Origin of the sequence: Collimonas sp., from assembly GCF_035566555.1 — a bacterium.
Classification (GTDB): Bacteria; Pseudomonadota; Gammaproteobacteria; order Burkholderiales; family Burkholderiaceae_D; genus Collimonas.
The window spans coordinates 1-24,312 of sequence record NZ_DATMRB010000009.1 but is presented as its reverse complement, the minus strand read 5'-3'; the positions used below and the strand labels follow the sequence as shown (position 1 = coordinate 24,312).

General features: G+C 60.6%; 18 protein-coding genes and 1 pseudogene. 13 read left to right on the top strand and 6 right to left on the bottom strand.

All coding sequences use genetic code 11. The features are described from left to right. Nucleotides 1–81: 81 nt before the first annotated feature. Both VNZ65_RS01945 and VNZ65_RS01940 read right to left on the bottom strand, forming a co-directional pair. A complete protein-coding gene (locus VNZ65_RS01945; RefSeq protein ID WP_325665535.1) occupies nt 82–2,214 on the bottom strand; it encodes a 3-hydroxyacyl-CoA dehydrogenase NAD-binding domain-containing protein in 2,133 nt (710 codons plus the stop codon). 92 nt (nt 2,215–2,306) lie between these two features. Next, nucleotides 2,307–3,512 carry an acetyl-CoA C-acetyltransferase gene (locus tag VNZ65_RS01940; RefSeq protein WP_325665533.1) on the bottom strand — a complete coding sequence of 402 codons (1,206 nt, stop codon included), beginning with the start codon at nt 3,510–3,512 and terminating at the stop codon, nt 2,307–2,309. 176 nt (nt 3,513–3,688) lie between these two features. On the opposite strand from VNZ65_RS01940, the gene VNZ65_RS01935 reads away from it, so the two are divergent. After that, nucleotides 3,689–4,324, top strand: coding sequence for a TetR/AcrR family transcriptional regulator (locus VNZ65_RS01935; protein WP_325665531.1), 636 nt, complete (start codon nt 3,689–3,691; stop codon nt 4,322–4,324). Between the two features lie 285 nt (nt 4,325–4,609). Here VNZ65_RS01935 and VNZ65_RS01930 read toward each other — a convergent pair whose 3' ends face one another. After that, nucleotides 4,610–5,818, bottom strand: a complete 1,209-nt coding sequence (locus VNZ65_RS01930) for a citrate synthase family protein (RefSeq protein ID WP_325665529.1) — start codon at nt 5,816–5,818, stop codon at nt 4,610–4,612. 93 nt (nt 5,819–5,911) lie between these two features. Here VNZ65_RS01930 and VNZ65_RS01925 point away from each other — a divergent pair, with 93 nt between their 5' ends. After that, nucleotides 5,912–7,321: a CoA transferase gene (locus tag VNZ65_RS01925; RefSeq protein ID WP_414649018.1), complete on the top strand. Its 1,410-nt coding sequence runs from the start codon at nt 5,912–5,914 to the stop codon at nt 7,319–7,321. Nucleotides 7,322–7,422: 101 nt separating this feature from the next. On the opposite strand, the gene sodB is transcribed toward VNZ65_RS01925, so the two are convergent. Both sodB and xseA read right to left on the bottom strand, forming a co-directional pair. Further along, nucleotides 7,423–8,001, bottom strand: a complete 579-nt coding sequence (gene sodB / locus VNZ65_RS01920; RefSeq protein WP_061942527.1) for a superoxide dismutase [Fe] — start codon at nt 7,999–8,001, stop codon at nt 7,423–7,425. Between the two features lie 184 nt (nt 8,002–8,185). Continuing rightward, a complete protein-coding gene (gene xseA, locus VNZ65_RS01915; protein WP_325665527.1) occupies nt 8,186–9,547 on the bottom strand; it encodes an exodeoxyribonuclease VII large subunit in 1,362 nt (453 codons plus the stop codon). 731 nt (nt 9,548–10,278) lie between these two features. On the opposite strand from xseA, the gene VNZ65_RS01910 reads away from it, so the two are divergent. From VNZ65_RS01910 to VNZ65_RS01880, 7 genes are all read left to right on the top strand, one after another. Beyond that, on the top strand, nt 10,279–10,884 hold the full coding sequence (locus VNZ65_RS01910; RefSeq protein ID WP_325665525.1) for a MotA/TolQ/ExbB proton channel family protein: 606 nt from the start codon (nt 10,279–10,281) through the stop codon (nt 10,882–10,884). After that, nucleotides 10,881–11,315, top strand: a complete 435-nt coding sequence (locus tag VNZ65_RS01905; RefSeq protein ID WP_325665523.1) for a biopolymer transporter ExbD — start codon at nt 10,881–10,883, stop codon at nt 11,313–11,315. Before VNZ65_RS01910 ends, VNZ65_RS01905 begins: the two co-directional genes overlap by 4 nt. Beyond that, nucleotides 11,302–12,345: a tetraacyldisaccharide 4'-kinase gene (gene lpxK, locus VNZ65_RS01900; protein ID WP_325665521.1), complete on the top strand. Its 1,044-nt coding sequence runs from the start codon at nt 11,302–11,304 to the stop codon at nt 12,343–12,345. Before VNZ65_RS01905 ends, lpxK begins: the two co-directional genes overlap by 14 nt. Beyond that, nucleotides 12,326–12,520, top strand: a complete 195-nt coding sequence (locus tag VNZ65_RS01895) for a Trm112 family protein (protein WP_061942518.1) — start codon at nt 12,326–12,328, stop codon at nt 12,518–12,520. Before lpxK ends, VNZ65_RS01895 begins: the two co-directional genes overlap by 20 nt. 15 nt (nt 12,521–12,535) lie before the next feature. Next, nucleotides 12,536–13,300, top strand: coding sequence for a 3-deoxy-manno-octulosonate cytidylyltransferase (gene kdsB, locus VNZ65_RS01890; RefSeq protein ID WP_325665518.1), 765 nt, complete (start codon nt 12,536–12,538; stop codon nt 13,298–13,300). A gap of 205 nt (nt 13,301–13,505) precedes the next feature. Next, nucleotides 13,506–14,162 carry an adenylate kinase gene (gene adk / locus VNZ65_RS01885; RefSeq protein ID WP_061942516.1) on the top strand — a complete coding sequence of 219 codons (657 nt, stop codon included), beginning with the start codon at nt 13,506–13,508 and terminating at the stop codon, nt 14,160–14,162. A 267-nt stretch (nt 14,163–14,429) separates the two neighbouring features. Next, nucleotides 14,430–16,898 (top strand): sodium-translocating pyrophosphatase, encoded by a 2,469-nt coding sequence (locus VNZ65_RS01880; protein WP_325665514.1) that lies wholly within the window; start codon nt 14,430–14,432, stop codon nt 16,896–16,898. A gap of 192 nt (nt 16,899–17,090) precedes the next feature. On the opposite strand, the gene VNZ65_RS01875 is transcribed toward VNZ65_RS01880, so the two are convergent. Beyond that, entirely contained in the window at nt 17,091–18,038 is a 948-nt protein-coding gene (locus tag VNZ65_RS01875) for a hypothetical protein (RefSeq protein WP_325665512.1), read from the bottom strand. 83 nt (nt 18,039–18,121) lie between these two features. Here VNZ65_RS01875 and VNZ65_RS01870 point away from each other — a divergent pair, with 83 nt between their 5' ends. The 4 genes and pseudogenes from VNZ65_RS01870 to VNZ65_RS01855 all read left to right on the top strand — a co-directional run. Continuing rightward, complete coding sequence (locus tag VNZ65_RS01870) at nt 18,122–19,027, top strand: M15 family metallopeptidase (protein ID WP_325665510.1); 906 nt, start codon at nt 18,122–18,124, stop codon at nt 19,025–19,027. 181 nt (nt 19,028–19,208) lie between these two features. Beyond that, nucleotides 19,209–23,168 carry a type VI secretion system membrane subunit TssM gene (gene tssM / locus VNZ65_RS01865; protein ID WP_325665508.1) on the top strand — a complete coding sequence of 1,320 codons (3,960 nt, stop codon included), beginning with the start codon at nt 19,209–19,211 and terminating at the stop codon, nt 23,166–23,168. After that, nucleotides 23,165–24,151, top strand: a complete 987-nt coding sequence (gene tagF, locus VNZ65_RS01860) for a type VI secretion system-associated protein TagF (protein ID WP_325665506.1) — start codon at nt 23,165–23,167, stop codon at nt 24,149–24,151. Before tssM ends, tagF begins: the two co-directional genes overlap by 4 nt. 3 nt (nt 24,152–24,154) lie before the next feature. Beyond that, nucleotides 24,155–24,312 (top strand): annotated as a pseudogene (locus VNZ65_RS01855) (cell envelope biogenesis protein OmpA); the annotation flags it as partial.

Here is a 24,312-nt window from a genome sequence, read left to right as displayed (position 1 = left end):
GCCAGCAAGATTTCCTGAACGGATTAAGCGGATCCGGCCTGGGGCGCATTGCATGCACCCAGGCTGTTTTCTGCATCCGGACTATTCGAAGCGCTTGCCTTGTTCCGCCATCTGCACCAGGATACCAGCCGGTGCAAAGTAACTGCCGAACTGTTCCGCCAGCTGCCGCGCCCGCTGGACGAAATTGGCGACGCCGTAAGCGTTGATGTACTGTAGTGCACCGCCCTGGAATGGCGCAAAGCCCCAGCCGAAAATACTGCCGATGTTGGTGTCGGCCACCGTCAGCACGACCTTCTCTTCATAGCATTTGGCCGCCTCGTTGGCCTGTACGAACATCATGCGTTCGATCAAGTCCTTTTGCGGCAGCTGGGTAGCTGCCAGCGGGAACGCTTGCTGCAAGCCTGGCCACAGGTGCTTGCTCTCATTTTCAGGATAGTCGTAAAAACCCTTGCCGGCCTTCTTGCCCTTGCGGTCCAGCTGCGTCACCATTTTTTCCAGTCCGCCATCGGCCGGATGGCCTGCAAATGGCTTGCCGGCTTCGGCGAAGTCCTTGCGCGTCTGCTGCAATATGTGCAGCGACAGCGACAGGCTGACTTCATCGTGCACCGCCAGCGGTCCGACCGGCATGCCGGCTTGCAGGCCGGCCATTTCGATGGCGCGCGGATGCTGGCCTTCCATCAATAATTTCAAGCCTTCCATCACATAAGTGCCAAACACGCGCGAAGTATAGAAGCCGCGCGAGTCGTTAACCACGATCGGCGTCTTCTTGATCTGCTGCACGTAGTCGAAACCGCGCGCCAGGGTTTGCGGGCTGGTATGCTCGCCGACGATGATTTCCACCAGCGGCATCTTGTCCACCGGCGAAAAGAAGTGCAAGCCGATGAAATTGGCAGGCCGCACGCTGGCCTGCGCCAGGCCGCTGATCGGCAGGGTCGACGTATTGGAAGCGAAGACGGCGTCGGCGCTGATCAGCGCTTCGGTCTTGCGGGTCACGTCGGCCTTGATGGCGCGGTCTTCAAACACTGCTTCGATGATCAGGTCGCAGCTCGCCAGGTCATTGAAATCCACGGTCGGCTGGATGCGCGCCAGCAGGGCGTTCTTGCCGGCTTCGGTCTGCTGCTTGCGGCGTATCGATTTATCCAGCAGCTTGGCCGAGTAGCTCTTGCCGTTTTCCGCATTCTCCAGACTGTTATCCAGCAGCACCACGGCCATGCCGGCCTTCGCCGATGCGTAGGCAATCCCGGCGCCCATCATGCCGGCGCCGAGGATGCCGACCTTGCTCACCTTGGATGAGGCAAAACCTTCCGGTCGCGACTTGCCCTTGTTAATGGCGTTGAGCTGGAACCATAGCGTGCCGATCATGTTCTTGGCCACCGGCGACAAGGCGCAACTGACGAAATAGCGCGACTCGATTTCGCAGGCGGTATCGAAATCGACAATCCCGCCTTCGAACACGCAGCTCATGATGTTGGTCGCGGCCGGATAGTTGCCGAAAGTCTTGGCGCTTGCCATCGACGGCGCGATGGCCCACAGTTGGCCATTGCCCGGGCTGCGCGAATCGCCGCCGGGCCAGCGGAATTTCTTGTCGTCCCAGGGCTGCTTCGCCTTCGGGTTGGCCAGGCACCAGGCTTTGGCCTTGGCCAGCAGATCTTCCTTGTCATCTGCCAGTTCCTGGATGATGCCCTGCTGCAGCGCCTCTTCCGCACGCAGCTCCTTGCCTTCCAGGATCAGTTGCAGCGCGCTCTGGATGCCGATCATGCGCGGCAGGCGCTGGGTGCCGCCGCCACCCGGCAGCAGCCCGAGCTTGACTTCCGGCAGGCCGAACTTGGCTTTCGGATTGTTGATGGCGATGCGGTGATGGCAAGCCAGCGCCAGCTCCAGGCCGCCGCCCAGCGCGGTACCGTTGAGCGCCGCCACTACGGGCCGGCCGCACAGTTCCAGGCGGCGCATGAAGCCCTTGAATTCCTGCACCAGATCGAAGGCGGCTTGCGCGTCGGTGATCTGGTACAGCTTTTCGATATCGGCGCCGGCCACGAAGTCGGGCTTGCCGGAAGTGATGATGACGCCGGCAATGGTGGCGTCGGCTTCGATGGCGGTAATCGCCTGCATGAACGGCGCCGTCAGCGCTTCGTTCAGCACATTCATCGAACGGCCGGGCATGTCCAGGGTCAGGGTGACGATGTTGTCGCCGTCTTTTTGAAAATTCACACTCATGATCTGTACCTCTGAAGTGTTGATATCTAGTCAGTTGGGGACAGAGTAATTCGCCACGCTGCGGTGGCTCCCAAACTCTGTCCCGCAATAAATTAAACTCGTTCAATAATGGTTGCAATACCCATGCCGCCGCCCACGCACAGCGAGATCAGCGCAGTCCGCTTGCCGCTGCGTTCCAGCTCGTCGAGCGCGGTGCCGAGTATCATGGCGCCGGTAGCGCCCAGCGGATGGCCCATGGCTATCGAGCCGCCATTGACGTTGACGCGCGCCGGGTCGATATCGAGGTCGCGGATGGCGCGCATCACCACGGCGGCGAACGCTTCATTGATTTCAAACAGATCGATATCCTTGGCCGACATCTTGGCCTTGGCCAGCGCTTTGCGCGCCGCCGGCGCGATACCGGTCAGCATGATGGTCGGCTCGGAGCCGGTGACGGCGGTCGCTACAATCCGGGCGCGTGGCGTCAGTCCCAGCTTCTGGCCCATCTCCTTGCTGCCGACCAGCACCAGCGCGGCGCCGTCGACGATGCCGGAAGAATTGCCGGCGTGGTGTACGTGGTTGATTTTCTCGACCGTGGTGTATTTACGCAGCGCAGTGGCATCGAAACCCATCTGGCCGATCTGCTCGAAAGCCGGATTCAAGGCCGCCAGGTTTTCGATGGTGGTCTGGGCGCGGATGTATTCGTCGTGATCCAGCACCACCAGGCCGTTGAGGTCGGTCACCGGAACCACGGATTTTTTGAAATAACCTTCGGCGCGCGCATGCGCCGCTTTTTTCTGCGATTGCAGGGCGAAGTTGTCGACATCGCTGCGCGAGAAATTTTCCAGCGTGGCGATCAGGTCGGCGCCTATCCCTTGCGGTGCAAAGCCGGTGCTCTGGTTGACGCGCGGATCCATGAACCAGGCGCCGCCGTCGGAACCCATGGCCCAGCGCGACATGCTTTCGACGCCGCCCGCCACCACCAGCTGTTCCTGGCCGGACATGACCTTCATCGCCGCCAGGTTGACCGATTCCAGGCCGGAGGCGCAAAAGCGCGATTGCGTCACGCCCGCCACCGACTGGTCCCAGCCGGCGTACAGCACGGCAGTGCGGGCGATGTCGGCGCCCTGTTCGCCGACCGGGGTGACGCAGCCGAGCACCACGTCGTCTACCTGGGAAGTATCGAGCCGGTTGCGCTGCTGCAGCGCGTGCAGCAGTTGCGCCAGCAGATTGACCGGCGTCACCTGGTGCAGGCTGCCATCCTTCTTGCCCTTGCCGCGCGGTGTGCGCACGGAATCGAAAATATAAGCTTCAGTCATAGCGTCTCCGGCTTGTATGTTTTCGTAATAAAAATTACACTTGGCATGCGTCTGATTCTTGCTGAATACCTACTGTAGTGAAAGCGCTGACTAGCGTCAATTGGTAAGGCACTCTAAAGCGGATAGCAGAAACGCCTGCGGACGCATTCGTAATTCTGATTACACATATGATGAAAATGGCAAAAACACTAGCCCAGGAAAAACAGAGAATCGTGCTCGACCGCTCTTTGCTCAAGCCGGCGATACGGCAAAGGATAGAAAGCGCCGTGCTGGATCTGTTCTCGCAGCGCGAATTTCATAGCGTCAGTTTTGGCGAAATCGCCGCCGCCGCCAACGTCTCCCTGCAGACCATCTATAAATATTATGGCAGCAAGGAAGCGCTGCTGTTTGCCTGCCTGGAAACCTGGCTGGGGACGCTCGCATCGCGCATGCTGGATCACCTGCAGGGCATTGAAAGCTGCCAGGACAAGCTGCGCAAGGTGTTCTGGGTGGTGCTGGATTTCTTCGACCGCAATCCCAAGGTCAGCCAGCTCATCATGAGTTCGCTGCAGATCAGCGCATGGGGCCGCGACCGCACTTTCCGCCAGCCGGAAATGATGGAAGTCTTGATGAAGACTTTGACCGACGGCAGGGCAGAAGGCGTCCTGACGGATGAGGTGGATGAAAAAATCTTGCTCGACTATTTCATCGGCATCCTGGAGCGGCTGGTGCACATGCACACCATGCGCGGCGCGACGGAGCCATTGGCGCTGCAGGCGAATGCGCTGTTCAAGATGCTGTGGCGGGCGATTGCCAAGCCTGGGAATATTTGACAAACATAGCACTACACCGTCAGAGTCATGTGGGGTCAGAGTTTTTTTACGACGGCAGTATCGTCGTAAATTACTCTGACCCCACATGACGGATTCAAAGAAAGGCAGAGTGCATTCATGGTTTTATTTTTTTTCTAACGACGAGACATGTACTTCATAGCCCGCTAAGTGGGGGCAGAGTGAAGTTTCTGCAAAAAGCGCGCAGAAAGTTCACTCTGACCCCAGTTAGCTACATGGAGGTGCACGACGAAAATCGGTTGCGCTTCAGTCATGCTCATTCGGTTTTCAATAATCAAGAAAATCAAACGATCCCACATAGCGCGCCCGCGGCCGTATCAACTGGCCGCTCGCCGCCTGTTCATTGGCGTGGGCGATCCAGCCGGCGCAGCGGCCCAGTGCAAACAGGGTTTGGGAAGCGCCTCGTACCAGCCCGAAGGCATGCTCGATCGCGGCCAGTGCAAAATCGATATTCGGCGCGTGTCCGGTGAGCTCGCTGGCAGCCTCGGCGATTGCCAGCAGCGCGGCGACGCCGGTGTTGCCTGCCTGCGCCTTCAGCATCTCGATCAGCATGCGGCCGCGCGGATCGCCCTCCGGATACAAGGGATGGCCGAAACCCGGCAGCCGGCTGCCATAGCCCAGGACAAGACCGGGCTCGCTCAAATGTCGCCGCAGCAGGCCAGGCATGTCAGCGCTGGCCATGGCGGCGTCGATCATGGCCCACACGCGCAGCGATTCGCCGCCATGGCGCGGGCCGGACAGTGCCGACAGGCCTGCCAGCAAGGCCGCCGGCAACGGCGCGCCGGTCGAGGCCACGCAGCGCACGGTAAAGGTTGAGACATTCAATTCATGATCGGCGCAGGCGATCAGCGCCGCCCGCAGCAGATCCGCGCGTTCTGCGCCGAGGCGCCAGGCTTCGCGGCATTGCTGATGCAAGGGCGCCGTGCTGATATCGGCATCCAGCAGCGCCGCCGCCAGCACGCGCATCAGTTGCGCGCCATCTGCCAGGGCTTCGGACTGCGGCAAAGTCGGCGCGGCGGCCGCCAGCAAAGCGGCGGCGCGTTGCAGCGGCGGGCAGCCGGCAAACGGCTGGCGCATGGCTGACCAGCGCTGCGGATCGATAGCAGGAGCGGCGCCGTTGAAGCAATCCTCGCTGCTATCCCACAAGATCGCCGCGACCTGTTCCAGCGTGGCGCTGTGCGCCAGCTTCATGGCGTCGTGACCGCGGTAGCGGATGACGCCATGCTCGATCAGGGTGATGCGCGATTCCAGGATCGGCTTGCCCCAGTCGATCGCCTGCTCGACGGTGTGGCCGGCCTGGCGGCCATCCTTGCGCCTTGCCGCCAGGCGCAGCACCTGGTCGCGCGGATACAGCTTGCTGCGCTCGCTTGTGCCCGGCAGCGAGCTGAGCATGCCGCGGCTGACATAGGAATACAATGTAGCGGCACTGACGCCGAGCAGGCTGGCGGCTTCAGCTGCGCTAAGCAATTTCTTCATCGGGAAATTTCTTTGTATGGATTGCCGCAATCAAGATTGACGCGGCCGGTAGCCAAATTCTAGACTGAATCGTTACTTTTCATAAGGACGATCATGCAAACCGATACCATGGCCGGGCAACTGACCGGCAAGCTCTGGCGGCTCGCAGGCGGTGCTCCGGAAGCACTGGAGCAGCTCAGTTTTCGCCATCCGGCCGCGCAACTGCCATCGCAATTCCAGGTCGGCGCGCTGGCCTCTGCCACCATCGGCGCGCAGGCGCTGGCGGCGGCGCAGTTCTGGCGTATGCGCGGCGGCCGCCTGCAAACCGTTTCGCTCGACCAGCGCCACGCGCTGGCCATCTTCCGCAGTGAACGCTACTTGCTGATAGACGGCAAGCCGCCGGCCGATCCCTGGAGCCCTATCGCCGGCTACTATCAGGCCGGTGATGGCCGCTGGGTACAGCTGCATACCAATTTCCCGCATCACCGCGACGGTGTGCTGCGGGTCCTGCAATGTGCCGGCAACCGCGCTGCCGTGGCCGCCGCTATCGCCGGCTGGCAGGCCAGCGAACTCGACGCGCGCCTGGCGCAAGAAGGCATGGTTGCAGCGCTGGTGCGCAGTCCCGATGAATGGTTGGCGCATCCGCAGGCGGCGGCGATTGCCGCGCTACCCTTGTTCGAGATTGAACGGGTCGCCGCCAGCGCTCCCGAACTACCGCGCAGCGATCCGTTACGGCCGCTCAGCGGCGTGCGCGTGCTCGATCTGTCGCGGGTGATCGCGGCGCCGGTGGCGGGCCGCACCCTGGCGCAGCATGGCGCCGAAGTGCTGGCGATCGGCGCCGCGCACTTGCCCAACATTCCGACCCTGGTGATCGACAACGGCCGCGGCAAGCGTGCCGCCCAGCTGGATTTGCGTAGCGAAGCGGGGCGTCAGCGCCTGCGCGAACTGATACGCGGCGCCGATGTTTTCCTGCACGCTTATCGGCCGGGCGCACTCGCGGCACATGGCTTTTCCAGCGAAGCATTGCAGGCGTTGCGGCCTGGACTGGTCGAGGTGCGCCTTTCTGCCTACGGCGATGCCGGCCCATGGGCCGGGCGGCGCGGTTTCGACAGCCTGGTGCAGTCGGCCACCGGCATCGCCTGGGAAGAGGGGCAGGCCGCCGGCAGCGAGCAGCCAGGCAAGCTGCCCTGCCAGGCGCTCGATCATGCCACCGGTTACCTGGCGGCTTTTTGCGCCATGACTGCGCTGCAGCGGCGGGCCACGGAAGGCGGCGGCTGGCGGGTGCGGGTTTCGCTGGCGCAGACCGGGCGCTGGCTGCAGTCCTTGCCGCGCCTTGCCGATGGCTTGCAATATGCCGATCTCAGTCAAGCTGAAGTGGATCAATGGCGGCAGGCGATGGCGTCTTCCTATGGCGAAATCAGCGCCATCGCGCCGGCCGAACAAATGTCGGAGACGCCGCCGCATTTCGATTTGCCGCCTTCAGCCCTGGATGCCTATGAGGCAAGCTGGCAGCAGGCGCGATGAGAGGCAGTTAAGCAAAAAGGGCGCTTACGGTGAAGTAAGCGCCCTTTTTTCTTGCATGCCGGTCAGGTCTTTATTCCTGGCCGGCCATCACAGATTGCCTGTTATGCGAAATTCTTCGAAGCAAATTCCCAATTCGCCAATGCCCAGAATGCTTCCAGGTATTTTGGACGGGCATTGCGGTAGTCGATGTAGTAGGCATGTTCCCAGACATCGACGGTAATCAGCGGCTTAGCGTCGGTAGTCAGCGGCGTCGCAGCGTTGGAAGTCGATACCAGGCCGAGCGAACCGTCAGCATTCTTCACCAGCCAGGCCCAGCCCGAACCGAAGGTGCCGACCGCAGTCTTGGTCAGTTCAGCCTTGAAGTTGTCGAACGAACCCCACTTGGCGTTGATCGCATCTGCCAATGCGCCGGTTGGTGCGCCGCCGCCGGTTGGCGACAGGCTGTGCCAGTAGAAAGTGTGGTTCCAGATCTGCGCTGCGTTGTTGAAGACGCCGCCGGACGATTTCTTGACGATGTCTTCCAGGGACGCGTTTTCGAATTCTGTGCCTGGGATCAGGTTGTTCAGGTTGGTCACATAGGTCTGGTGATGCTTACCATAGTGAAATTCCAGAGTCTCTTTGGAAATGTGTGGAGCTAATGCATCCAGAGCGTACGGCAGGGGCGGGAGAGTGTGTGCCATGTTGTGCGTCCTTCCTATAGTTTTATTGGGATTGCAAAGAAGCTGTTGCCTATACATCTTACGAACAGTTTCCAGGAAAGAGCTATTGTAAAGCGCTTAGCTATTCCATGCAGCAAGCTTGCGCTTTCCTGCTCCTTTTATCCGAGTCACTATGTGGCTTGCGCCACATCCGGGAAACCGTTCCTCAATCGAGTGTGGCTTGCACGCTGTCTATTCCCACCTTGGCGCTGCCTTCCGCCAGCTGTACCGTGACGAAATGGCGCGGCTGCAAAGCTTGCGGCGTACGGATCACATGTCCTTTGGCGTCGGACACGATGGCGTAGCCGCGTTCCAGCGTGCGTTGCGGATTAAGCAGCTCGAGTTGCGCATTGAGCGCCGCCAGCGCCTGCCGCCGATCCCTGTTTTTTGCCGCCAGCGCACTGCCTAGGCGGCGGCTCTGTTCCTGCAGTGCGCCGCGCGGCGCCGTGGTATCGGGAATCTGTGCCGCCAGGCGGGTACGCAGGTTGAGCAGGGCGTAGCGCGACTGCGTCAACGGGATCCGGGTAGCGTGCAGCAGCCGGCTGTGCAGGCTTTGCAGCTTGACGCGTTCGTGGGCAATGGTGGTGGCCGGACTGCTCAGGCGGCGCCCCAGCCAGTCCAGCGTCTGGCTGGCTTCGCCCAACTGGCGGCGCAAGGCGCGGGTGAGGTCGTCGGCGCGCGTTTCCAGTGTCGCCAGCCAGTCGCCGCGCGGCACGGTCGCCAGCTCGGCGGCGGCGGTCGGGGTGGCGGCGCGCAGGTCGGCAGCAAAGTCGGCGATGGTGAAATCGGTCTCGTGGCCGACGCCGGAAATCACCGGCATCGGCGCCGCGACAATCGCGCGCGCTACCGCTTCATCGTTGAACGACCACAAGTCTTCGATGCTACCGCCGCCGCGGCACACCAGCAACAGCTCGCATTCGGCACGCGCCGCCGCGGTATTGATGGCACGCGCGATCTTTTCCGCGGCGCCGTCGCCTTGCACCGGCGTCGGGTACAGGATCACGCGCACATGCGGCGCACGGCGCGCCAGCGCGGTCAGGATATCGCGCAACGCCGCCGCCTGCGGGCTGGTGACGATGCCGATGGTTCTGGCAAATTCCGGCAGCGGCCGTTTGCGGGCCGGGTCGAACAAGCCTTCGGCATTGAGCTTTTCTTTCAGGCGCAGGAAGGCTTCATACAGGTTGCCGACGCCGGCACGGCGGATCGCCTCGACGTTGAGCTGATAATCGCCGCGCGCTGCGTACAGGGTCACCAGCGCCCGCACTTCCACCTTGTCGCCATCGCGCGGGGTAAAGCCGGCATGCTGGGCGCGGCCCTTGAACATGACGCCGCGCACTTGCGCCGCATCGTCCTTCAACGTGAAATACCAGTGGCCGGAGGCGTAGCTCTTGAAATTCGATATTTCGCCCGAAACCCAGGCCAGCGGAAAACTGCGTTCCAGCATCCGCGCAACGGCTTGGTTCAGGGCGGACACCGTCAATACCTGCGGTGCGCTGGCACGGTTGTCGGGAGGGCTGGGAAAATTCATGCGGGCTTTCTTCGATTCGAATTATTACCTTGTCTTGCGCCTGCCCGCTGAAAAATGCATGGCAGGCACGCTGACATTGTAAAGCACAGCCGCTGCACAGTAATGGAAAAGCGAAACAAATCAAAGGCTTGTCCGGAATGCAGTGCGCTTGCGCACAAGCTTATCCACATATTCTGTGGGTAACTACGGATTTCTCCCAGCTTGTGGATATGCGCCGGGGCCGGCATGGCAAAACGATCATGAATCGCGGTGAAAATCCTGTCTCTCATCCGTAAAGCGCCGTTTCAGGCATGTTTGCAGCATTCCTTCACACTGGTGAAAATCTGTTTCCAATCAATGACTTCAGGTGAATCCAGTGTGCTTGTGCACAAAGTTATCCCCAAAATCTGTGGAGAACTTTGTGCGTGCGGCGCTCGCGACAACTGCCTGTTTTTGCGGCAGATAGAAAAATTCCTTTTAAATCATGGACTTCACTATCGAGCCAGGCACTTGTCCACAATCTTGTTCACATAATGTGTGTGAAACTTCAGGCAGCGTTTTATCAACATGAAACACAAGCTAAAACACAGCGATAAAAATTTCTGCTCAGCAATGCTTGTCGCGCTTGCCCGCAAGCCTTCAACAAGTTACATTCTGCATCCATGCCGATGAACCCATCGTCTGTATTTGTCTAGGCGACCCCGTCTTGTCAATACGCTCTACTGCATTCGTACCTCACCAAGGAGTTTCTTTTGTTTGCCATTATTCAAGCTGCGGGCTGGCCGATCTGGTTGTTGTTAATTGCCTCCATCATTGCCACCGCATTGATTATCGAACGTCTCGTTTATTTGCGCCGCGCGCGGATTCTGCCGCCGCAACTGTTGCAGGAAGTGATACGGGTTTATCACAACGGCAAGATCAATACCGAAGTCCTGAACAATCTGGAAACCAATTCGCCGCTGGGGCGCGTGCTGGCCGCCGGCCTGCGCAATGTCGATGCGCCGCGCGACCTGATGAAGGAATCGATCGAAGAGGCCGGCCAGGCGACTGCGCATGACCTCGAACGCTTCCTGACAACATTGGGTACGATTGCCTCGCTGGCGCCCTTGATGGGCTTGTTCGGCACCGTGGTCGGCATGATCGAGATCTTTGGCGCGACGACCGGCGCCGGCGCCGATCCTGCGCAGCTGGGCCACGGCATTTCGGTGGCGCTGTATAACACCGGATTCGGCCTGGCGATTGCCATGCCTGCCTTGATTTTCTATCGCCATTTCCGTGCCCTGGTGGATGGCTTCGTGGTGGATATGGAGCAGCAGGCGGTAAAATTTGTCGATACTGTACATGGTGCGCGTAAATGAATTTTCGTAAAGGCAAGGGTCGTGAAGACCCGGAAATCAACCTGATCCCGTTCATCGATGTCTTGCTGGTGATCGTGATCTTCCTGATGGTGACCACCAGCTACAGCAAGTTCACGGCGCTGCAGATCACCTTGCCGACCGCCGATGCCGACAAGGCCATGACGCAGCCGCAAGAGATCAACGTCGCCGTCAATCCGCAAGGCCAGTACGCGGTCAACAACGTGCAGGTGTCGTCCAAGGATGCGGCGTCGCTGGCGCTGGACCTGAAGAATGCGGTGCAGGCCGATGGCCAGTCCAAGGTCGACCCTGTGGTGATCATCAATGCCGACGCCATGGCAACTCATCAGACCGTGATCAATGTGCTGGAAGCTGCGCGTCTGGCAGGTTTCGACAAGATCACGTTTGCCGCCCAGACTAGTGGCCACAAGTAAAAACTCGCTGGAATCGACCTTGAGCGCTGCCTGGCAGCGGCGCGGTTTGCTGGCTTGCCTGCTGTGGCCGCTGTCGCTGCTGTTCGGCTTGCTGGCGGCGCTGCGCCGCCGGCTCTACGCCGCCGGCTGGCAGGCCAGCACGCGCCTGCCGGTGCCGGTGATCGTGGTCGGCAATATCTTTGTCGGCGGCACCGGCAAGACGCCGCTGACGATCTGGCTGGTGCAGGCGTTGCGGCAAGCCGGCTATGTGCCGGGTGTGATCTCGCGCGGCTATGCGGCGCAATCCGCCGATGGCAAACCGCAGGTGCGGCAGGTAACGGCGGCATCGCTGGCCGCCGAGGTCGGTGACGAACCCTTGCTGATCGCCGGCCGCGCGCAATGCCCGGTAGTGGTCGGGCGCGACCGCGTAGCGGCGGCGCAAGCCTTGCTGCAGGCCCATCCCGAAGTCAACCTGATCCTGTCCGACGACGGCTTGCAGCACTACCGTTTGCAGCGCGACATCGAAATCGTCCTGTTCGACGCCCGCGGCGCCGGCAACGGCTGGCTGCTGCCGGCCGGGCCTTTGCGCGAACCGGCTGCGCGCCGGCGCGACTTCACCGTGGTCAACGCAGCTGCGATTCCCGCTTCCATGCCAGCCGATTCGATCCGCATGCAGCTGGCGGGCGACATTGCCGAACGGCTCGCTGATCCAACTGACACGCGGCCGCTGGCCAGCCTGGGCGATGCGGCGCTGAAGATCACCGCGGCGGCCGGAATCGGTAATCCACAGCGCTTTTTCAGCATGCTGAGCGCGGCCGGCCTGGCCTTCGAGACGCTAGCCTTGCCTGATCATCATGACTTTGCCGACAACCCGTTTGCGGCCCTGCAGGCCGAACTGATCCTGATCACGGAAAAGGATGCAGTAAAATGTCGGCAAATAGCTTCTATTAAAGACGATCCGCGCATCTGGGTCGTGCCGGTGACGGCGCAGATTGACGCCGCACTGTCTCAACAAATTCTGGAGAAACTCCGTGGACACACAACTGCTTGATATCCTGGTCTGCCCGATCTGCAAAGGGCCACTGCATCACGACAAGAAAGCCCAGGAACTGATTTGCAATGCTGACAAGCTGGCTTATCCGATCCGCGACGGCATCCCGATCATGTGGGCCGACCAGGCGCGCGACCTCAACGCTCCGGCCGCCGGCGCGGCACCTGCGGCTTAAGTGGCGGGGAATATAGTGAGTTCGAGCAAGCCTTTCACGGTCATCATCCCGGCGCGGCTGGCTTCCACCCGCCTGCCTAACAAGCCGTTGGCCGACATCGGCGGCAAGCCGATGATCGTGCGCACCGCCGAGCGCGCGGCGCAATCCGGCGCCACGCAGGTGATCGTGGCCACCGACCATGCGGAAATCCTGGCGGTCTGCGCGCAACACGGGATTGCTGCGCGCCTGACCCGCTCCGACCATCCCTCCGGCACCGACCGCATCGCCGAAGTGGCGGCGGCGCTGGGCCTGGCGGCCGATGCCGTGGTGGTCAACGTGCAGGGCGATGAGCCTATGATCGATCCGGCCCTGATCGCGGCGACTGCCGCCCTGATCAATGCCGAGCTGCCGATGGCGACCGCGGCGCATGCGATCGACGCGGTGAGCGAGGTATTCAATCCGAATGTGGTCAAGGTAGTACTGAACCAGGCTGGGCGCGCCCTGTATTTTTCACGGGCGACGATTCCCTGGCACCGGGATGGTTTTGCGCAATCGCAACAGAGCCTGCCGGCCGGCTATCAGCCTTTGCGGCATATCGGCCTGTACGCCTATAGCAATGGTTTTTTGCAAACCTATCCGACGCTGACAGTGTCGCCGCTGGAACAGATCGAAGCGCTGGAGCAGCTGCGGGTGCTGTGGCACGGCTACCCGATTGCGGTGCATATCGCGCCGGCGGCGCCGGCAGCCGGGGTTGATACGCCGGAAGACCTGGAGCGGGTGCGCAGTTTTTTCACTGCATGATTCACTGTATAAAATACGGGGAAATGTCGGGAAATTATCGTTGAACCAACAGAAATCGTGGGCAAAGCGCGCTGTTTGGTAAAATTGTATGGTAAGTTTCATGCAAAGATAGCGTGATATAAATAAGCATCTCAGGAGACGTCGCTGCCAGTCAGCTGTGCGTCGTCGCCACAATCAATTCACAAACTCACCTTAGGACTTTAACATGCGCCTCATCCTTTTAGGAGCGCCTGGTGCCGGTAAAGGCACGCAAGCGACTTTCATTAAAGAGAAATTCAACATCCCGCAGATTTCCACCGGCGACATGTTGCGCGCAGCAGTCAAGGCTGGCACTCCGTTAGGCATTGCAGCGAAGAAGGTGATGGACGCAGGCGGCCTGGTGTCCGACGACATCATCATCGGCCTGGTCAAGGACCGCCTGAAACAGGCGGATTGCGCCAACGGCTACCTGTTCGACGGTTTCCCGCGCACCATTCCGCAGGCTGATGCCATGAAAGAAGCGGGCGTCTCTATCGACTACGTCCTGGAAATCGACGTTCCCGACAGCGCCATCATCGAACGCATGAGCGGCCGCCGCGTGCATCTGTCCTCGGGCCGTACCTACCATGCCAAGTTCAATCCGCCGAAAGTGGCGGGCAAGGACGACGTCACCGGCGAAGACCTGATCCAGCGCGACGACGACAAGGAAGAAACCGTCAAGAAGCGCCTGTCCGTGTATCACGAGCAGACCGAAGTGCTGGTCAACTACTACGGCGACTGGGCCAAGGCCGGCTTGCCGGGTGCGCCCAAGTATCGCAAGATCGCCGGCGTCGGTCCGGTCGAGCAGATACGCGACAGCGCGTTTGCTGCATTGGAAGCATAAAGAAAAAGCGGACCTCGGTCCGCTTTTTCTTTTAATCAATACTTTCTGGCAAACTCATTTAGAATAAATCAAAGCTTCAATCTGCAAGCAGTAACCAGATAACGCCAGCCCAAGCATCTTCTGAAAATAAAAGGGCAACGAAAAATTTTGCATTACGCAGTATCGGCCGGGAATCGCCGACACCAGATTGGTGTTCACAGAGACCGGTGAAATGGTGTGATTGTCTTATTTTGTCGTGCAGCCGTTCGAAAAACAGGAGGAGTCAATATGGCATCAAGTCTATGGTTTGCCGTCGCTTGCGGCATCATTGCCGTGATCTACGGGCTGGTCTCACGCAGCTGGATATTGAAGCAGGATCCCGGCAATCCGCGCATGCAGGAAATTGCCGCCGCGATCCAGCAGGGCGCCGCTGCCTATCTGGCGCGCCAATACCGCACCATTGCCATCGTCGGCGTGGTGCTGTTCATTGTGATTGCGCTCTTGCCCGGACTGGGACTGGTGACGGCTGCCGGTTTCCTGATCGGCGCCGTGCTGTCGGGCGCCTGCGGTTTCATCGGCATGAATGTCTCGGTGCGCGCCAATGTGCGCACCGCCCAGGCCGCCACCAAGGGCATCGGGCCGGCGCTGGACGTCGCCTTCCGCGGCGGCGCCATCACCGGCATGCTGGTGGTGGGGCTGGGGCTGCTTGGCGTGACCTTGTTTTTCCTGTGGCTGCTGGCGTTCACCGGGCCTTCCAGCCTGTCGCTGCATGATGTGATCCGGCCGCTGATCGGGCTGGCTTTCGGCGCTTCGCTGATTTCGATTTTCGCGCGTCTCGGCGGCGGCATCTTCACCAAGGGCGCCGACGTCGGCGCCGATCTGGTGGGCAAGGTGGAAGCCGGCATTCCAGAGGACGATCCGCGCAATCCGGCGGTGATCGCCGATAACGTCGGCGACAATGTCGGCGACTGCGCCGGCATGGCGGCCGACCTGTTTGAAACCTATGTGGTGACCTTGATTGCGACCATGCTGCTCGGTTCGCTGCTGGTGCACGGCGCCGAGCTGCAGGCGGTGCTGTATCCGCTGGCCCTGGGCGGCGTTTCCATCCTGGCCTCGATCGTCGGCTGCTCCATGGTCAAGGCCAAACCGGGCAAGAAAATCATGTCGGCGCTGTACACAGGCCTGTGGTGGGCGGCGATCCTGAGCCTGATCGGTTTTGCGGTGGTGACCTGGCTGATCATGCCGGAGATCATGCGTATTCCGATGATGGGTTCGGCCTTCATCGGCATCGTCCTCACCGGCCTGATGGTCTACATCACCGAGTATTACACCGGCACTGATTTCAAGCCGGTGCGCCACATCGCGCAAGCCTCCACCACCGGCCACGGCACCAACATCATCGCCGGCCTCGGCGTGTCTATGAAGTCCACTGCCTATCCGGTGCTGGCGGTATGCGTCGCCATCTTGGCTTCTTACTGGCTGGCCGGCTTGTACGGCATCGCCATCGCCGCCACCGCCATGCTGTCGATGGCGGGCATCATCGTGGCGCTGGACGCCTACGGTCCGATTACCGATAACGCCGGCGGCATCGCCGAAATGTCGGGCCTGCCGGATTCGGTGCGGGCGATTACCGATCCGCTGGATGCGGTCGGCAACACCACCAAGGCAGTCACCAAGGGCTATGCCATCGGTTCGGCCGGCCTGGCAGCGCTGGTGCTGTTCGCCGATTATACCCATGCCCTCGATTCGGTCGGCAAGAGCACCGTCTTCGATCTCTCCAATCCGCTGGTGATCGTCGGTCTCTTCATCGGCGGCCTGATTCCCTACCTGTTCGGCGCGATGGCGATGGAAGCCGTCGGGCGCGCAGCCGGTGCGGTGGTGGTCGAAGTGCGGCGCCAGTTCCGCGACATCAAGGGCATCATGGATGGCAGCGGCAAGCCGGAGTACGACAAGGCGGTCGACATGCTGACTTCGTCGGCCATCAAGGAAATGATCATCCCGTCGCTGCTGCCGGTGGTGGTGCCTATCCTGGTCGGCCTGATCCTTGGTCCGGCGGCGCTGGGCGGACTGCTGATGGGGACTATCGTCACCGGTCTGTTCGTGGCGATTTCCATGACTACCGGCGGCGGCGCCTGGGACAACGCCAAGAAATATATCGAGGACGGCAACCACGGCGGCAAGGGTTCGGAAGCGCACAAGGCGGCGGTGACCGGCGATACGGTCGGCGATCCCTACAAGGACACGGCCGGTCCGGCGGTCAACCCGCTGATCAAGATCATCAACATTGTGGCCTTGCTGCTGGTGCCGCTGTTGCCGGCGAGCGGCATGAACCAGGTGGCGGCGACAGGGCACGATGTCGTCATGGTGCCGGTGCCGGTGATTGCGGCGGCAACTGAAGTCGTGGTCAGTCATGACGCCCCGGCATTGGCTGCCGCGCCGTCGGCAGCGTCGTCCGCGGTCATTTATTTTGATTCAGGCAAATCGGAGGCGCCGGCGGACACCAGCGAAAAACTGGCGGCTATCGTCGACGCGGCCAAGGCCAAGCCGGATGCCAAGGTGGTAGTGAGCGGCTTCCACGACACCACCGGCGATCCTGCCAAGAATGAAGAAATCTCCAAGGAACGCGCCAAGAGCGTCAAGGCGCTGCTGCTGATAGGCGGCGTGGCGGAAGATGCGATCGTGCTGGAAAAGCCGCAGGTCACCACCGGCAGCGGCGACAATGCCGAGGCGCGGCGGGTTGAGGTAAGCGTGCGCTGAAGCGGAGCCGGATCGGGTAGGGCGGCATGGCGTAGGGTGGGCAGATTTTCTGCCCATGCCGAATCCGTTCCTCGAATGATCGACGGTCCGCGTGGGCACAGGTGCCCACCCTACGAATTCCACGATTAGCGTAAGCCGACAAAAAAAAGGACACCATGCGGCGTCCTTTTTTATCGATATTTTTTGCGCTGCCTATTTGTTTACTTTGCAGGCGGTATCGGTATCCCAACGCCCGGAGCAGATGCGCCAGCGGCACAGCTCGCCTTCTATCATGCCCAGCTGCCGGCAACGCTGCAGCAGGCCGGCGGTGCTGTCGCCGTTCTTGCGTTCGACGATATCCGGTCCGCCGTCAGAGGTGTTTTGCGCCAGCACAGGTTCCGCCGCTTTCTTCTTGGCTTGCTGCCTGGATTTTGCTGTCTCTTTAGCGGGTTTGGCCGGCTCGTTCACACTGTCGCCGTGCGACACCAGCGCGGTCAGGATATTGACGTCGCTGTCGGGCGCAGCGCTGGGCGCTTTTGCCGGCTTCTGGGCGGCTGCCTTCTTCTCCGGCACATTGCGATTCACCAGCGGTGCATTGACGCTCTTGGCGGCCGGTTTCGCTTTTGCAGGCTTCGGTTCTTCCAGCGCTTTCTTCAGCGAGGTAGCGGTAACCGGCACGCCGGCTTCCAGGCTTTCGGTCAGCTTGGCGCGCGGATCGGCCGGCGTCTCGTCAGATGCTGCGTCGGGTTTTTCAGCGTGGGTGGCCGGATCGTTTTCGATGACTGCCGCTTGCGATTCGGTTTTTTCAGGCGCGGGTGTATTGGCGGCGAGGACCGGAGTGCTTGCGGGCAATTCTTTCGGTGCAGCCGGCGTAGGTGCGACGGGCGTAAGTGCAGCCGGCGTACTGGCCGCGGAAGCATCGGCAAGCTGCGCGCTGCGTTGATTCCAGGCAAAAAAGCCGCCAGCTGCGATCGCTGCCAGCAAGGCCACGACAACGGCGCCGCGCACTACGCCGGATTTCTTTTGCGCAATGCTTTTCGCCGGAGATTCCTTGCCCTCCAGGGCATTCAGGATGCTTCCGCTGCTATTGTCCGTGGTCGCCGATCCCGATAGCAGATTCGGTTTTACAGAGCCGCGCGCAGTTTCTTCTGGTGGTTGCAAGACACAGTTCTCCAAATGTCAGGTATTGAACGCAGATCGACGTGACGTCCAGTTTGATAAGGTATACTCTCTGACAACTAAATATGTCAACTGGCAATATATTACCAAAAAAGTATATTTTTTCTTTGGTAATATTCACGAAAGGTGTTGCGTTGGTCTTAGCCGTTGCTCTTTATTTCCTACTCGCCTGCGGCATCTCAGGTTTGCTGTTGTTTCCGGCTGCCCGTGAAATTGTATTTACGGCATTACTTAAAAGGCGGCAGCAAATCGGCGCGCGCGTTCAAAACTGGAAAGAACGTCGGTCCAGAACAACAAAATCCTTTACACAAAACCTGCAAGCGTCGAGACTCTCGACTTGGCAGTTTGTTAAAAAACATCATTTGATTCTACTCGCAGGAACGGCGGTTGTGCTGATTCCGCCGCTAATTGCCTGGATGTTGAGTGGCAAAGCCATGCTGGGAAGTTATGATGATTCAGGGCAAGTTGTAAATCAGCAGATCGCCGCGTTGCTGGAAGGCGAGCAGCTGGTGCCGCCGCCGCCGTTGCCGCCCGAGGTGTTTACCACTCAGGAAGTGGCGCAGGTGCGGCCGATGCTGGATAGCGCCAGCCGCAACTGGCAGCAGCTGGATGCTGATTTCACCCAGCGCCTGCTGATGACTTTCAAGATCATGAAAGAGCAGCATGGCTATGACATGGTGATCATCGAAGGCTATCGCAGTCCGGAACGGCAGAATGCCCTGGCGCAGATGGGTGGCAGCGTGACCAACGCCAAGGCGTTCCAGAGTTACCACCAGTATGGCCTGGCCGCCGATTCGGCGTTCATGCGCAACGGCAAGCTGGTGATTACGGAGAAAGATCCGTGGGCCATGCGTGGTTACCAGTTGTATGGCGAAGTGGCGGAATCGGTGGGGCTGACCTGGGGCGGCCGCTGGAAAATGATGGACTTGGGGCACGTAGAGTTCCGCAAGCCGGGTGTAATGAAAAAATGAAGCAGCTCTTTTGCTGTGCAATCCAGATTTACCGTTTAGGTTGGTGCAGTCAGGCAGATTGGCTGTTGCGTAAAAGCAACAATGTACAGTCATGGCGCTGAATCGGCTATCGTCATGGCTGCCGATGGCAGGCTGTTTTGCATCACTTTCAAAAGAATCAATTACTTAATTACTGATACCTATGCAACGAATTTGGCAATTTTTGACGAATACACGCACTCTGGCAATCGTCGGTTTTGTGGCACTGGCCTGTTTCCTCTTCCTTGCTGCGGATGCCTTGCAGATCGACGGTATCTGGGTGGTGATTTTCCTGGTCGCGGTGCTGGTGATCTGGGGCCTGGTCTGGCTATATCGCAAGCAGCGTACGAAAAAGGCATCGCAGAACCTGAGCGACATGCTGGAAGGGCAGGCTGAGAAGGCCGTCGACAAGCCTAGCGCGGTCGGCCGCGATGAGACTGAAACCATCCGCAAGCGGATGCTGGAAGCAATTTCGACCATCAAGAATTCCAAGCTCGGTGAAAAGTCCGGCGCCACCGCCCTGTATGAACTGCCGTGGTACATGATCATCGGCAACCCGGCTGCGGGCAAGAGCACGGCAGTCGCCAATTCCGGCCTGCAATTCCCGCTGGCCGACAAGAACAGCAATATCGTGCAAGGCATAGGCGGCACCCGCAATTGCGACTGGTTCTTCACCACCGACGGCATTTTGCTGGATACCGCGGGACGCTATTCCGTCCATGAGGAAGACCGCGCCGAGTGGTTCAGCTTCCTCGGCCTGCTGAAAAAGCATCGCAGCCGGGCCCCCATCAACGGCATCATCATCGCCGTCAGCGTCGCCGAACTGGCCGGCAACCGTCCCGAGTTCGGCATCAACCTGGCCAAGAACCTGCGCCAGCGCGTGCAAGAGCTGACCGAAAAGCTGGAAGTCTTTGCACCGGTCTACGTGATGTTTACCAAGGCCGACCTGATCACCGGCTTCACCGAATTCTTTGTCGACATGGACCGCGGCGAAAAAGACCGCGTCTGGGGCGCTACCCTGCCGTACAACAGGAAGACCAGCAGCCAGGACGTGCTGGCGCATTTCGACGAACGTTTTGACGAATTGTTTGAAGGCCTGAAGGAAATCAGCCTGGCCAACATGGCCTTGAACCGCGGCGACCGCCTGCCGCCGGGCGTACTGACTTTCCCGCTGGAGTTTGCGGCGGTGAAGAGCTCCCTGCGCGCGTTCATCGCCACGCTGTTTGAAGAAAATCCATTCCAGTTCAAGCCGGTATTCCGCGGTTTCTATTTCACCAGCGCCTTGCAGGAAGGCAGCGGCATCAGCAGCTCCTCGGAACGCATCGCCGACCGCTTCGATCTCAAGCTGCAAGCGCTGGAGCGTCCGGAAATCCATTCCAAGCACGGCTTCTTCCTGCTCAACCTGTTCCGCAAAGTCATCTTTGCCGACAAGGACCTGGTGTCGCAATACGCCAGCCGCCACAAGACCCGTTTGCGTTACACCATGTTCTTCGCCGCGACCGCGTTCGTCGGCCTGGCGTTAGCCGGCTGGAGCTGGTCGTACATCGGCAACCGCCAGCTGACCGCGAATGTCCAGGCGGACCTGGACAAGGCCATCAAGCTGCAGGAAAAACGGATCGACCTGCAATCGCGTTTTGAAGCGATGGAAATCCTGCAAGACCGTATCGAACAATTGCAAAAATACGACAGCAGCCGTCCGCTGTCGCTGGGTTTCGGCCTGTACCAGGGCGACCTGCTGCAGCAGAAGCTGCGCGAAGAATATTTCGCTGGCGTCAAGGACATCATGCTCAAGCCGGTGACGGCGAATATCGAATCCTTCCTGTCTGAAATGAATGCGCACGCCGGCCAGCTGGAACCGATGTCGCATCCGGTGCAGCTGACCAGCACGTCAGCGCCGGCCGCGGGTGCGGCGGCCGGACAGCCAGGCCAGCAGGCGGCCGGCGGCGCGCTTGCGGGCGCCAGCGCCCAGGCAGCGGCAACCGGCAGCAGCGGCGCCACTCAGCAATACAAGGACTCCTCGCCGACCAATGTCGAAGACGGCTACAACGCGCTCAAGACTTACCTCATGCTGAGCGACCGCCAGCGCGCCGAGTCGAGCCACCTGAACGATCAGCTGACGCGTTTCTGGCGCGGCTGGCTGGAAAGCAACCGCGGCAACATGACGCGCGAACAGATGATCCGCAGCGCCGAGCGCCTGATGAGTTTCTACCTGTCGCAGATCAGCGATCCGTCCTGGCCGACCATCGAAAGCAAGCTGACCCTGGTTGACCAGTCGCGCGACAACCTGCGCCGCGTGGTGCGCGGCATGGCGGCAAGGGATCGTGTGTATGCCGACATCAAGGCGCGCGCCTCGACCCGCTTCCCGTCGATCACGGTGGCCAGCATCGTCGGCGACCAGGACAAGGAACTGATCGTCGGCAGCTATGCGATTCCAGGGACCTTCACGCGCGACGCCTGGGAGAAATTCATCCAGGGCGCCTTCAAGGAAGCCGCCAACAAGGAATTGCAAAGCGCGGACTGGGTGCTGAAGACGGCTTCCAGCGACGACCTGACGCTGGAAGGCAGCCCGGAGCAGATCCAGAAGGCGCTGGTGACGCAATACAAGACCGAATACGCAAAGGAATGGCAGAAATTCATGCAGGGCGCGAATATCGCCGACCTCGGCGGTTTCGACAACGCAGTCAAGGCCATGAATCGTTTCGGTGATCCGTCGACTTCGCCGATCAACAAGTTCGTCAGCGCCGTCTACCAGCAGACTTCATGGGACAACCCGTCGCTGCTCAACAGCAGCCTGGGACGCGCGCAAAGCGGCTTTGTCTCCTGGTTCAAGCAGACCATCATGCGGCAGGCGCCGTCTGGAGTTAACGTGAATGTCAACGTCAGCACCAACCCCGACGGCTCGGCGCTGCCGATGGGTCCGGTCGGCAAGGAATTTGCCGGCGTGGCGCGCATGGTGACCGCCAAGGACAACAACGCCACGCTGATGCGCGGTTATATGGAAACCTTGTCGAAACTGCGGACCCGCTTCAACCAGATCAAGAACCAGGGCGATACCGGCCCGGGCGCCAACCAGCTGATGCAGCAGACCTTGAACGGCAGCGGCTCGGAACTGGCGGATGCGCTCAAGTATGTCGACGAGCAGATGCTGGTCGGCATGAGCGATTCGCAGAAGCAGGCGATCCGTCCGATCCTGGTGCGGCCGCTGATCCAGGCTTTCGCCGTCACCATCAAGCCGACCGAAGCCGAGATGAACCGCACTTGGGCGGCGCAGGTGTACGCACCGTTCGAGAAGACCCTGGCCGAAAAATATCCGTTTGCCGCCAATTCGAAGATCGAGGCGACCAGCGCCGAGATCGGCCAGACCTTCGGTCCGGACGGCAGCATCGCCAAGTTCGTCAATGCTTCGATGGGACCGCTGGTGGTGCGCCGCGGCGATACGCTGGCGGCCAAGACCTGGGCCGACATGGGTATTACCTTGTCGCCGACCATGGTGTCGAGCTTCTCGCGCTGGGTGGCGCCGCTGGGCGCCAGCAGCGCCGCGGCAGCTGGTGGCGGCGGAGCTGCAGCCGATGCGCAGACGGTGTTCCAGATCCAGGCGCTGCCGGCTGCCGGCACCACCGAGTACACCATCGAGATCGATGGCCAGCAACTGCGCTACCGCAACACCCAGGCGCAGTGGACCAACTTTGTCTGGCCGAATCCGCAAGGCGTGGCCGGCGCCCGTATCACGGCCGTGACATTTGACGGCCGTACCGTCGAGATCGCCAACCAGCCTGGCCGGTTCGGCCTGGAACGCCTGATCAATACGGCGGTGCGCAAGCGTAAGGACGGCAATTTCGAACTCAGCTGGACCAATGAAAACATCACTGTGCCGATCAACCTGAAGATCATCAGCAGCCCGCAAGTCAGCGCCAAGGCGCCGGATGGCGGAGCGCAGCAAGGACAGGGCTTCCGTGGCCTGAGATTGCCTGAAACTATCGTCGGCAGCGCCGCCAGCCCGGTCGGCAGTCCGGTTGCGGCGCCGCCGGCGGCAACCGGAACGGCGGGAGCAGCGGGAGCGGTAGGAGCAGCAACGGCGGCCACTGCGGTAGGCGTAGCAACTGCAGGGGGGGCAGCACAATGAGCGTTGGAGAAAAATTGGCGAATATCGGTTATTTCGGAAAGATCCCCAGCCGCGGCGATTTCATCAAGGCTACCGACAACATGCCGCTGGTGTCGATTCTCGACGAGTGGCTGGCGCAAGCCATGGACCTGCTGTCAGCCGAGCCGCGCTGGAAGATTGCCTACGACGCCGTCAGTCCGCTGCACTTCGCCTTTATCGGCCCGCGCAGCCGGCGCGCCATCGCCGGCCATCTGATCGCCAGCAACGATCAGGCCAACCGGCGCTTTCCATTCCTCGCCGTCAGCACCATGGAAATCGATGAGCCGCAGGATTTCACGGCCAAGAGTCCGATGGCTTTTTCGCGCCTGTGGAACCGCATGGAGAGCCAGGCTTCCGAAGTGGTGGCGGCCACCGATCCGGCGATTTCCCTGCAAAACCTGACGGCCACCGGCATTCCTTTGCAGCTGGGCAGCGGCGCTTATCACGCGGCGTTCACCGATTTCATGGAAATCCAGACCGTGGGTGGACTGGAAAACATGTTGCGCAGCACCGGCTTCAAGGGTTCCTTGCGGCACCTGATCCTGGCGTTGGGCATCCTGTTGCAGCCGGTGATGGAGAGCGCTTCCTCGCGCCTGGAAAAAAGCCTGGTGATGCCCTTGCCGGAGGATCCGCTGTACCGCAACCTGGTGGCGTCTTACTGGCTGCACCTGATCACGCCTTTCCTGCTGCGCGGCAATTTCGAGCTGGCCACCTTCGTCACCCGCATCAACGACCGGCCGGCCATGGTGATCGGCTTCAGCGGCGCTTCGCCGCGCACCCTGCAAGCCATCATGGATCCGCAGGTGGCGCTCGAGCACCATATTTCCTTCGAGGATGCCGGCTGGGTCGAAGAACAGGTCAGCTCGGACTACAGCATCACCAAAATCGCCAGCTATCTGGCGCAACCCACCTTATCGTTAAAATCGGCTCATGATTCGTTTCGTGAAGCATTTATTGGAGCCTGACGCATGCGTTATCTGAGCATTGCCCTGACATCGTTATTGCTGTCGAACCTGGCGCTGGCACAAAATGTGGCGCCCCCGGTGGCGACACCCAAACCCGGCCAGATCCTGGTCAGCGGCACCGTGCCGGACGAAGCCAGCAAACAGAGCGCGCTGAGCAAGTT

Excerpts from the sequence above, each read along its gene's own strand:
- VNZ65_RS01945 (WP_325665535.1), bottom strand. The coding sequence starts at position 2,214 with ATGAGTGTGAATTTTCAAAAAGACGGCGACAACATCGTCACCCTGACC.
- VNZ65_RS01940 (WP_325665533.1), bottom strand. The coding sequence starts at position 3,512 with ATGACTGAAGCTTATATTTTCGATTCCGTGCGCACACCGCGCGGCAAG.
- VNZ65_RS01935 (WP_325665531.1), top strand. The coding sequence starts at position 3,689 with ATGGCAAAAACACTAGCCCAGGAAAAACAGAGAATCGTGCTCGACCGC.
- VNZ65_RS01930 (WP_325665529.1), bottom strand. The coding sequence starts at position 5,818 with ATGAAGAAATTGCTTAGCGCAGCTGAAGCCGCCAGCCTGCTCGGCGTC.
- VNZ65_RS01925 (WP_414649018.1), top strand. The coding sequence starts at position 5,912 with ATGCAAACCGATACCATGGCCGGGCAACTGACCGGCAAGCTCTGGCGG.
- sodB (WP_061942527.1), bottom strand. The coding sequence starts at position 8,001 with ATGGCACACACTCTCCCGCCCCTGCCGTACGCTCTGGATGCATTAGCT.
- xseA (WP_325665527.1), bottom strand. The coding sequence starts at position 9,547 with ATGAATTTTCCCAGCCCTCCCGACAACCGTGCCAGCGCACCGCAGGTA.
- VNZ65_RS01905 (WP_325665523.1), top strand. The coding sequence starts at position 10,881 with ATGAATTTTCGTAAAGGCAAGGGTCGTGAAGACCCGGAAATCAACCTG.
- adk (WP_061942516.1), top strand. The coding sequence starts at position 13,506 with ATGCGCCTCATCCTTTTAGGAGCGCCTGGTGCCGGTAAAGGCACGCAA.
- VNZ65_RS01880 (WP_325665514.1), top strand. The coding sequence starts at position 14,430 with ATGGCATCAAGTCTATGGTTTGCCGTCGCTTGCGGCATCATTGCCGTG.
- VNZ65_RS01870 (WP_325665510.1), top strand. The coding sequence starts at position 18,122 with ATGTCAACTGGCAATATATTACCAAAAAAGTATATTTTTTCTTTGGTA.
- tssM (WP_325665508.1), top strand. The coding sequence starts at position 19,209 with ATGCAACGAATTTGGCAATTTTTGACGAATACACGCACTCTGGCAATC.
- tagF (WP_325665506.1), top strand. The coding sequence starts at position 23,165 with ATGAGCGTTGGAGAAAAATTGGCGAATATCGGTTATTTCGGAAAGATC.